Source organism: Bradyrhizobium sp. JR4.1, from assembly GCF_040548605.1.
GTDB classification, from domain to species: domain Bacteria; phylum Pseudomonadota; class Alphaproteobacteria; order Rhizobiales; family Xanthobacteraceae; genus Bradyrhizobium; species Bradyrhizobium canariense.
On sequence record NZ_JBEPRY010000013.1, the window covers coordinates 205,717 to 214,780 of the forward strand.

The following is a 9,064-nucleotide window of genomic DNA, read 5'->3' on the forward strand; positions in this document are numbered from 1 at the left end:
GGGAGCGTTGGTTTCTGGAGGGCGGCTAAATCGTCTCTCCGACGTCGTCCTGGCGAAGGGCCAGGACCCATTACCCCAGGGTGTAGTTTGGCGAAGACTGGTTGTGGTCCGGTACGCCGACCATCCGCAATCGATAGATTCCGCGGTATGGGTCCTGGCCTTCGCCAGGACGATGTGGGGGGCAACACCTCACGGTATCTCGTACACCACCATCTTGTCGGCGATGCCGCGCAGGGCGGCCTGCTTCTGGATCGGCCTGATTTCGCGCTGCTTGAGGACTTCGGCGACTGCCGGTGCATCGAGCACCGGGCCGGTGATGTGGATCTCCTGCGCGGTCGAGAGGCTCTGCACGCGGGCGGCGATGTTGACGGTCTGGCCGAAATAATCCTGCCGCTCGTTCAGCATCACCGCGAGGCACGGACCCTCGTGGATGCCGATCTTGACGATGAGATCGGCGGTGCCGCGCTTTTTGTTGAGCTCGTCCATCGCCGCGCGCATCCGCAAACCCGCCGCGATCGCATGCTCGGGACGGACGAAGGTCGCCATCACGGCGTCGCCAATGGTCTTCACCACCGCGCCTTTCTCCGACGAGATGATCTCGAGCAGTGCATGGAAATGCGCGCGCACGAGGTCGAAGGCGGCGAGATCGCCGACGCGCTCATAGAGTGCGGTCGATCCCTTCAGATCGGTGAACAGGAAGGTCAGCGAGGTGATCTGGAGCCGCTGGTCGAGACTGAGATTGTCCGCCTTGAACACGTCGCGAAACGTCTGGTTCGACAGCATCCGCTTGGCGGTCAGGAACGGCTTGCGCTTGCCGATGAGGTGATGGAGTGCCTCGGCCGCGATGAAGACCGACGGCAGCACGCGTACGCCGGCCTGGTTCTCCAGCGACAGCCGCAGCGGGCCCGGCCGCATGGTCGTGGTTCCCGTCGGCGCCTGCACCCTGTTGTACATGATGGCGAGCTGCTGACGGTCCTTGGTCGGCTCGCCCTGCACGTCGATGAAATGGGCCGCGTGAGTCACCGGTTCGAAGATGATGATGAAATCGTTCGGCAGTTGCAGCGACATGGTCGCCTTCTCGCCGGCCGGCAGCTCCATCGTATCCAGCGTCACCTCGTTGGCGAGCGTCGCGAACGATTCCTTGTTGAAGTCGACGCCGGAACTCCAGAACACCTGCTTGAAGTACTCCCACACCGGAAGCGTATCAGGATCATGCGCCGCAATGCGCCGGACACGTGAATTGACGGTGAAGGAGACTTCGACCTGATCATCGACGGAGGCCTTGTAGCCGCAGGCGCACAGCGCACAATGATAATCATCGGGCTTGAGCGCCTTCAGGGTCGAGTGCGCACCCAACACGCCGCCGCAGCCCGGGCACAGCACATTCCAACCCAGATCGAACAGGCCGAGCCGCGCCGAATGCAGGAATGCCGAGATCGCGTGCTCTTCATCGAGACCGTGCTGCTTCGCGAAATCGAGGACATTGACGCGGTTGAGCTCGTGATCTTCGCCGTCCTCGATGAGGCGCGCGATCGCGTCGACCACTTTCGCATCGGCGGTCTGCTTCAGAACGGAAAACTGGGCCTGGATATCGCTCATGGCGCAACTCTATCTGGTGTGGATCACGCCGTCCGCCAGGCGAACGCCTGTCACCGACGCGTGATGCGGAACAGCGGCGAACGGTCCGGCTGGGTCGTGACGACGCCGAGCGGAATGACAGGGCTGGTATCGGCAAGCTCGACACGGAACGCACCGATCAGCCGGGCCAGCGCCAGCACGGATTCGGCTTGCGCGAATGGTGCGCCGATGCAGACGCGCGGACCCGCGCCAAAGGGCAGATAGGCAAACCGATCGGGTGCTTCCGTCGACATGAAGCGTTTTGGAATGAACGCGTTCGGCTGATCCCACAGCTTCTCGTGCCGGTGCAGCAGCCACGGCGCGATCATGATGATGTCGCCCTTGCCGATGGCGACGCCGGCCGCGTTGTCCTTCTCGCGCGCGGCCCGGGCGATCAGGAAGGCCGGCGGATAAAGCCGCATGGTCTCCTCGATCGCGGCGCGGGTGAACTTCTGGCGATCGATATCGACCATGCTGTCGAGGTGCTCGCCGCGGGTCTCGGAGGCGACCTCCTCCTGCGTATCGGGATCGAGGGCGAGCAGATAGAGCGCCCAGAACAGCGCGGTCGCCGTGGTCTCGTGACCCGCGAGGATCATGGTTGCGACTTCGTCGACGAGTTGCTCGTCCGAAAAGCCTTTGCCGGTTTCGGGGTCCCGCGCCTCGTCCATGAGATCGAAAAGATCGCGCGGCGGCGCGCCCGCTTTCTTGCCCATCTCCCGCCGCTCGGCGATCAGCATCGCGACGAATTCAGTCCAGCGCTTGCGGAAACGGGCGCGGGCAAAATCCATGGGGCTCGGCCAGGACAGCGGCAGCACCATGTCGAGCAAGTACGGCCGCCCGAGTCGGGCTCCATACTCCATGACGAAGTTGCGCAAGGTCGGACCATGCCGGTCCATGCCGAACGAGAACATGGTGCGTCCGGCGATCTCCAGCGTCATGCGCTGCATGATCTCGCGCAGATCGATCGGCTCGCTCGTTCGCCCGTCCAGCTTCGCGATGGTCTCGTCGAGCACCGCCGTCATGTGCGGAACGAGATTTGCCGTCGCACGCGGCGTGAACGCCGGCGCGAGAGTGCGGCGCTGAAACGTCCACGAATGGCCCTCCGCAATCAGAAGACCGTCGCCGAGCACGGGACGAAGCATGCGGATGCCCGCCGGGGTACGCGAATAATTCTCGTAATTGCTGAGCAGGACATGCCGGATCGCATCCGGCTGGTTCAGGATGAAACTGTTGCGGAAGAAGAAGCGGCCCTCGATGACGTCTTCCTCGTAGGCGCGCTGGCCCCAGGTCGCGATCATGTTCCGCTTGATCACGGCTAGCCGGCCGAGGAACGACATGTCGTCGGGCGCACGCGGCGGGGTCGGAGGGACGATGGGCCGACGCACGCTGGCGATGTTCATGGCTCGCTCCCGCAGAGGTGACGCAGGCAATTAGCTAGTAAGTCAGCTCGGCAATCGCAATCCTGTTCTCGGAGGCAGGCCAGGCGCGTGCCACAATTCGTTCTTCGCCAAATTGGGCCACGATGTTACGCCCCACCTCGCCGGCCGGAAGGCGCAGTGTTGCTGTCGAATCTGTGGGCACACCCGATTTGACGTCCGCCGGCTCCTTGCCGTCGAGCAGCACCACATCCCGCGGCAGGCCGAAATAGCCGCGCGGACGCGACATGATCACCACAGCCCCGGCGTCCTTGTCCGCGGGCCCGAGCGGACGCGCGGCGCGCAGATGCACGACGTCCGACGAGCGCGGGAAGGGTGAGCGGTAGATATGCGTCGTCGGCGCATCCGGCGATGCGACGACGAATTCGAGCGACCAGGAAGGCTCGACCTGCGCCGGTCCCCAGCGGCCGTCGGCACCGGTCTTCGCACTGTGGACGGCGTTGCCCTTGCGCTCACCGGTTTCAGGATCGACCCGAAACACGTCGACGGTTGCGCCGGCCATCGGCCGGTTGGTCGACACGCCGCCGGGCGCGCCGGTAACAAGCCCACTCAGCTTCACGCTCTGCTCCGGGACAATCGCGATTCGCGCGGGCTCGCGGGCGGCGATGAATTTGTAGATCTCGCGGAAGGCCCGGAGGTGGAACGCCACCTCGCGATGATCGAGCGCGCCGAGCACGAGGTTGGCCGCCCCCTTCAACTCCGGACCTTCGACGTTGACGCCGGTCGGCGTACCGGGCTTGCCGATGAAACGGCCATCGGCCTGCGCGTATTTGTCCATACCGTCGCTGCGCAAGGTGAGGAAGGCGACATCCGGCGTCACCTCGCTCTCGCCCTCGTTCAGGCCGCGCAAGAACGCGCCGCGGCCGTTGAACTCGCTGTTGGGCTGGTCGTCGGTCGCGAACACGCCGTGATTGGGCGTGCCGCACAGCACGGCATGGCTGACATCGCTGGCGCCGCCGTTCTTGATGACGTTGCGGATGGCATAGCCGCCGCGCGAGCTGCCAACCAGCGCCACGCGGGCCGCGCCGGTGCTGCGCTTCAATTCGGCTATGGCGGCGGCGAGCTCGCGGCGCTGGTCCTCGGTAGAGGAGCGGCCCGCCTGCTCGACCTTGTCGTCACTTCGTGCATTGGGATCGGTGAAATTGATCGCCATCATGCGGTCGCGCGCGATGCCGTTGGATTCCATCCGCCACAAGGTCGTCATCCAGAGCGCGTCGTATTCGCCATTGCCGTGGACGAACAGGATCGGCGGCACCTCGCCCGACGCGGCAGGTGAGGGCTGGGCCAACGCGCCCGTCCGCAAGCTCGCAATTGCGAAGGGCAAGCTGCCGGCCCCTAGCATGATCATTCGTCGTGACAGCTTCATCTGTTCCTCCCCCGCAAAACCATCTCTGTGCACCGCTTATACCGGCCTAACCACTGGACAGCGAAGGACTTTCGCAGGCATCACTGAACTTGCCGGAATCGCCCAAAGACCACTCCAAGACGACTTCAAGACTACTTCTGCCAGCCCATCTGGAAGGGGATATGACCGAGCAGACGAACCGCCAGAAAATTGCGACCGACGGCATCATGGCGCCGCTGCGGTACACCGTGTTCCGGCGCATCTGGCTCGCCAGCCTGCTCTCCAATCTTGGCCTGCTGATCCAGGGCGTGGGCGCCGCCTGGGCGATGACGCAGATGGCCGCTTCGGCGGACAAGGTGGCGCTGGTGCAGACCGCCCTGATGCTGCCGATCATGCTGATCTCGATGCCGGCCGGCGCCATCGCCGACATGTATGACCGCCGTGTCGTCACCTTGATCGCGCTCATGATCGCGCTGACTGGCGCGACCGCGCTCACGGTCCTGGCCTGGTTCAACTACATTTCTCCGGAAACGCTGCTCGCGTTCTGCTTCGTGGTCGGCAGCGGCAACGCGCTGTTCGGCCCGGCCTGGCAATCCTCGGTCAGCGAGCAGGTGCCGCCCGATGCCCTGCCGTCGGCCGTCGCGCTGAACGGCATCAGCTACAACATCGCGCGCAGCTTCGGTCCGGCGGTCGGCGGTGTCATCGTCGCCGCGCTCGGTGCGGTGGCGGCGTTTGCGTGTAACGCGATCCTCTATTTGCCGTTGCTGGTGGTGCTGCTGCTCTGGCGGCGCAACACCGAGCCCTCGCGGCTGCCGCGGGAGAAGCTCAACCGCGCCATGGTGTCGGGCTTCCGCTACATCACCAATTCGCCGCCGATCAAGATCGTGCTGTTGCGCACGCTGGTGATGGGCCTGATCGGCGGTGCCATCATGGCACTGATGCCGCTGGTCGCGCGCGATCTGCTGCATGGCGGCGCGCAGACCTACGGCGTCATGCTCGGCGCCTTCGGGATGGGCGCCGTGGTCGGTGCGCTCAACATCCACGAATTGCGTAAGCGCATGAGCGGCGAAGCCGCGATCCGCGCCTGCACCATTTCGATGGCGTTTGCGATGGCTGCGCTCGCCGTGAGCACCGAGCCGGTGCTGACCGCGGCTGCCCTGGTGCTCGCCGGCGCGGTCTGGATGGCCGCCGTCGCACTGTTTAATATCGGCGTGCAGCTCTCGGCGCCGCGCTGGGTCGCCGGCCGCTCGCTCGCGGCGTTCCAGGCCTCGATTTCGGGCGGCATCGCGGTCGGCGCCTGGGGCTGGGGCCATCTCACCGACTATGCCGGCGTCGAGGTCGCGCTGCTGACGGCTGCCGGCCTGATGCTGATCTCGCCGGTGCTGGGGATCTGGCTCACGATGCCGCGCGTCGGCGCCCGTAATGAAGACGCCGATTTGCTAGCGGATCCGGAAGTCAAACTGTCGCTCACGGCACGCAGCGGGCCGCTGGTGGTCGAGATCGAATACCGCGTCGCCCAAGACAACGCCCGCGCCTTTCACAACGTGATGCAGGACGTGCAGCTCTCTCGTCAGCGCAACGGTGCTTACGGCTGGTCGATCGCGCGCGACATCGCCGATCCCGAATTGTGGACCGAGCGTTACCACTGTCCGACCTGGCTCGACTATCTACGCCAGCGCAACCGCTCGACCCAGTCCGAACGCGCTCTGCATCAGGAGGCGATCGATTTCCACATCGGCCCCGATCCGGTGCGGATCCGCCGCATGCTCGAGCGTCCGTTCGGCTCGGTGCGCTGGAAAGAGGAGACGCCGGATCAGGCAGCAAGTGAGGTGCTGCCCGTGGTCGCCACTGCGGCGGGAAGCAGCACGTAGGGTTTCGCGAGTCCGTAGCGACGTCTTACTGCCCGTGATCCGTCAGCACCTTCTCGCAGCCTTTGGTGAGCCGCGTACGGTTTTGCTTGAGGCAGGCGAGCACAGCCTGATCGCCATTGTTCATCACCGGGCGGCAGAAGCGCGTCACATCGCGCGCACAGGCGTCGTGACCGGGCTGCTGCGCGGACGCAGCCGATGCAAACAGGATCAATGGAATGATGAAAAGAAATCTGGTCATCGCGTAATGCCTCTTACCCGGAAGATGTGCGGGCGAAGCTAGAGCGACGATCCCGAAGCCGCAACGGCTTTATTGGCAGGCGGGCTTGCGCTGCCGCGTGGCCCCGGCTTGACGCCGGGGCACATCGCGAGGGGAGCTAACCGACGCAACGACGCTATCGTTACTGTTACTGAGCGTCCTGGGCGTCAGCGACCTTGCGTGACGCGCCGCCCTTGGCGAGGTCCTTGTCCATCACCGCACGGCAACCGGCGCTCAGATCCGAACGATGCTTCATCATGCACGCCGTGATCTTCGGGATGTTCGGGATTTCCGACGAGCACAGGCGGAAAGCGTCGCCGGTGCACTGCTGCTGGGCTTCGGACGAGAAGGCGAAGCTGGAGCCGGTCGAGGCGATCGAGAGGATGGCGGCAAAGCCCAGAGCCAGGCTGGTGTCGCGGATCTTGCTACTCAAGGACTTGGTGTTCAGAGACTTGGTGTTCAGCGAGTTGGTCATTTGAAGCTCCCATTGGCACCGCTGGAAGCGGGCCCGTTGTTGATGGGATCGACCATGCTCCAGCAAAACAGTTTCCACTGTGATGACGGTCACGGGAGGCCCACCCTCTGTGACTATGGTCACGTTGGCGCACCTCGCTGAAATTCCTTCATATCCGCTGTCGTGTTGGTGTCACGTTAACTGTTCCTTCGCATTAATGGCTCGTCGAGCGGGAAATTCCGCCGGTTTGGTTGCGTAATTGGAAAGAATGGCGATGCGTAATGCGTTGGGCCTGATGCTGGCCAGTGTAGTTGCGGCGGTCGTGATTGCCGCCGGCGGTTGGTTTTATTATTCCTCGCGCGCCGACCAGGCCGCTCCCAAGACGATTGCCGCCCGTGCCGCCGATCAATTGCCGGCACAGGCGAAGCTCGCCGCCAAGGACGACGTCACGACCACGGCGGCGATTGCGGCCAAACCGGCGGCAGCCGCCCCGGCCGCCGCACCCGCGCCGATGCCGGTTCAGCAGAAATCGACCTGCGCCAATCCCAACGCGCTCGGCGTCTCCCGCGTGGTCGAGATCGACACCACCGGCGGTCCGGGCTTCGGCTTCGATCATTTCAAGCAGTTCGACTTCCTCACCGACAAGGAGGTCGTGCTGACGTTCGACGACGGTCCCTGGCCGGTCAACACGCCCGCCGTGCTGAAGGCGCTCGCGGATGAATGCACCAAGGGCCTGTTCTTCTCGGTCGGCAAGCATGCGACCTACCATCCGGAAATCCTTCGCCAGGTGCTGGCGCAGGGCCACACGGTCGGCACTCACACCTGGTCGCACGTCAACCTGAACGGCAAGAAGATGACCGAGCAGATGGCCAAGGACGAGGTCGAGAAGGGTGTTAGCGCCGTGAAATACGCGCTCGGCACCAACCCGGCACCGTTCTTCCGCTTCCCGCAGCTGCAGCACAATCCGGCGATCGTGAGCTATTTCGGCACCCGAAACGTCGCGATGTTCTCGACCGACATCGACTCCTTCGACTTCAGGAAGGGCGCCACGCCGGAGAAGATCATCGAGACCGTGATGACCAGGCTCGACAAGCTCGGCAAGGGCATCATCCTGATGCACGACTTCCAGAAGCATACCGGCGAAGCCATGCCTGCACTGCTCGCGCGGCTCAAGGCCGGCGGCTACAAGGTCGTGCAGATGAAGGCCAAGACGACGCTCGAGTCGCTGCCAGAATATGACGAGGCATTGCTGAAGGACCTGAAGGTGCCGACCTCGAGCGCACGTCCGATCGGGAGCGTGGTGCAGACGGTTTCGCAGTAGCGCGTCCAGTCCGATCCAAATCTCTTGCATCATGGCCGGGCTTGTCCCGGCCATATGCTTTTTGAGAGCAGGCACCTTACCAGTAGATGCCGTGGCGATGCAGCTCGCTGATGATGCGGCCTTCGGTCCAGCTGCGCTTGTGCTTCGACTTGTCCGCCTTGGCCGTCGTCTTCGCGGCGGGTTGGGTCGTCGTCGCGAGCGCTGAGGTCGTCGCGGTCGTCGGTGTGGGAGTCGCCGCAGGCGCAGTGAGCGAAACCGCCGGCGGGCGATCGAGATATTTCGGAGCTTCGGCGGCTGGCGCTGCTTCGCTCACCTGCGTCGGCGCGGCAGCGAGCGTCGGCGCCGTTTGCTGAACCGAAGCCGGCTCGCTCACCGCGGACAGCGACAGGCTGCGCGGGCCTCCGGCCTGGGCAGAGGCAGAGACCAGCACCATAGCGGCCACCAGAATGATCTTGCGCATATGAAATCTCCCCGTGTTTGGCGTGAGCTGGACACTAGGGGAGCCAATCGCGAGTTTATGTGATCACGATCACTCAGACTGCCGTGCGATACTGAATCCTCCGACGGTGAGGCAATGGCCGCGCTCTACCGGATTCATCTGCACCAGCGCGCTCATGGTGACCAAATGCGCCGGTCACAACGCCTGGCTTGGGGAGATCAAATGAGCTGTGAGCGACCCGAGACATAGGTGACAGTTCGTACCGGACACATGGGTTACACTTTCCGCTTTTGTTCTGCGGGAGGTGTAGATGCCGTGGAAAGCG

At 64.1% G+C, this 9,064-nt stretch carries 8 protein-coding genes; 2 read left to right on the plus strand and 6 right to left on the minus strand.

Translation table 11 applies throughout. The features are described from left to right. Positions 1-189 precede the first annotated feature (189 nt). Genes ABIB90_RS24655 through ABIB90_RS24665 form a run of 3 tightly spaced genes read right to left on the minus strand, consistent with a single transcriptional unit; the run spans position 190 to position 4,419 of the window. Entirely contained in the window at positions 190-1,599 is a 1,410-nt protein-coding gene (locus ABIB90_RS24655; protein WP_247474935.1) for an adenylate/guanylate cyclase domain-containing protein, read from the minus strand. A gap of 50 nt (positions 1,600-1,649) precedes the next feature. Further along, positions 1,650-3,017: a cytochrome P450 gene (locus ABIB90_RS24660; RefSeq protein ID WP_354201553.1), complete on the minus strand. Its 1,368-nt coding sequence runs from the start codon at positions 3,015-3,017 to the stop codon at positions 1,650-1,652. A 34-nt stretch (positions 3,018-3,051) separates the two neighbouring features. Further along, positions 3,052-4,419, minus strand: a complete 1,368-nt coding sequence (locus ABIB90_RS24665; RefSeq protein WP_354201554.1) for a hydrolase — start codon at positions 4,417-4,419, stop codon at positions 3,052-3,054. 161 nt (positions 4,420-4,580) lie between these two features. On the opposite strand from ABIB90_RS24665, the gene ABIB90_RS24670 reads away from it, so the two are divergent. Next, positions 4,581-6,269 carry an MFS transporter gene (locus ABIB90_RS24670; RefSeq protein ID WP_354172355.1) on the plus strand — a complete coding sequence of 563 codons (1,689 nt, stop codon included), beginning with the start codon at positions 4,581-4,583 and terminating at the stop codon, positions 6,267-6,269. Positions 6,270-6,294: 25 nt separating this feature from the next. Here the strand turns inward: ABIB90_RS24670 and ABIB90_RS24675 are convergent, their stop codons facing one another. Both ABIB90_RS24675 and ABIB90_RS24680 read right to left on the minus strand, forming a co-directional pair. Continuing rightward, on the minus strand, positions 6,295-6,507 hold the full coding sequence (locus tag ABIB90_RS24675) for a hypothetical protein (RefSeq protein ID WP_219681861.1): 213 nt from the start codon (positions 6,505-6,507) through the stop codon (positions 6,295-6,297). Positions 6,508-6,673: 166 nt separating this feature from the next. Then, positions 6,674-7,000: a hypothetical protein gene (locus ABIB90_RS24680; protein ID WP_007598705.1), complete on the minus strand. Its 327-nt coding sequence runs from the start codon at positions 6,998-7,000 to the stop codon at positions 6,674-6,676. Positions 7,001-7,253: 253 nt separating this feature from the next. Between ABIB90_RS24680 and ABIB90_RS24685 the strand changes: the two genes are divergently transcribed. Continuing rightward, a complete protein-coding gene (locus tag ABIB90_RS24685; RefSeq protein WP_007598702.1) occupies positions 7,254-8,300 on the plus strand; it encodes a polysaccharide deacetylase family protein in 1,047 nt (348 codons plus the stop codon). Between the two features lie 76 nt (positions 8,301-8,376). Here the strand turns inward: ABIB90_RS24685 and ABIB90_RS24690 are convergent, their stop codons facing one another. After that, complete coding sequence (locus tag ABIB90_RS24690) at positions 8,377-8,760, minus strand: hypothetical protein (protein ID WP_219681862.1); 384 nt, start codon at positions 8,758-8,760, stop codon at positions 8,377-8,379. Between the last annotated feature and the right edge of the window lie 304 nt (positions 8,761-9,064).

Excerpts from the sequence above, each read along its gene's own strand:
- ABIB90_RS24655 (WP_247474935.1), bottom strand. The coding sequence starts at position 1,599 with ATGAGCGATATCCAGGCCCAGTTTTCCGTTCTGAAGCAGACCGCCGAT.
- ABIB90_RS24660 (WP_354201553.1), bottom strand. The coding sequence starts at position 3,017 with ATGAACATCGCCAGCGTGCGTCGGCCCATCGTCCCTCCGACCCCGCCG.
- ABIB90_RS24665 (WP_354201554.1), bottom strand. The coding sequence starts at position 4,419 with ATGAAGCTGTCACGACGAATGATCATGCTAGGGGCCGGCAGCTTGCCC.
- ABIB90_RS24670 (WP_354172355.1), top strand. The coding sequence starts at position 4,581 with ATGACCGAGCAGACGAACCGCCAGAAAATTGCGACCGACGGCATCATG.
- ABIB90_RS24675 (WP_219681861.1), bottom strand. The coding sequence starts at position 6,507 with ATGACCAGATTTCTTTTCATCATTCCATTGATCCTGTTTGCATCGGCT.
- ABIB90_RS24680 (WP_007598705.1), bottom strand. The coding sequence starts at position 7,000 with ATGACCAACTCGCTGAACACCAAGTCTCTGAACACCAAGTCCTTGAGT.
- ABIB90_RS24685 (WP_007598702.1), top strand. The coding sequence starts at position 7,254 with ATGCGTAATGCGTTGGGCCTGATGCTGGCCAGTGTAGTTGCGGCGGTC.
- ABIB90_RS24690 (WP_219681862.1), bottom strand. The coding sequence starts at position 8,760 with ATGCGCAAGATCATTCTGGTGGCCGCTATGGTGCTGGTCTCTGCCTCT.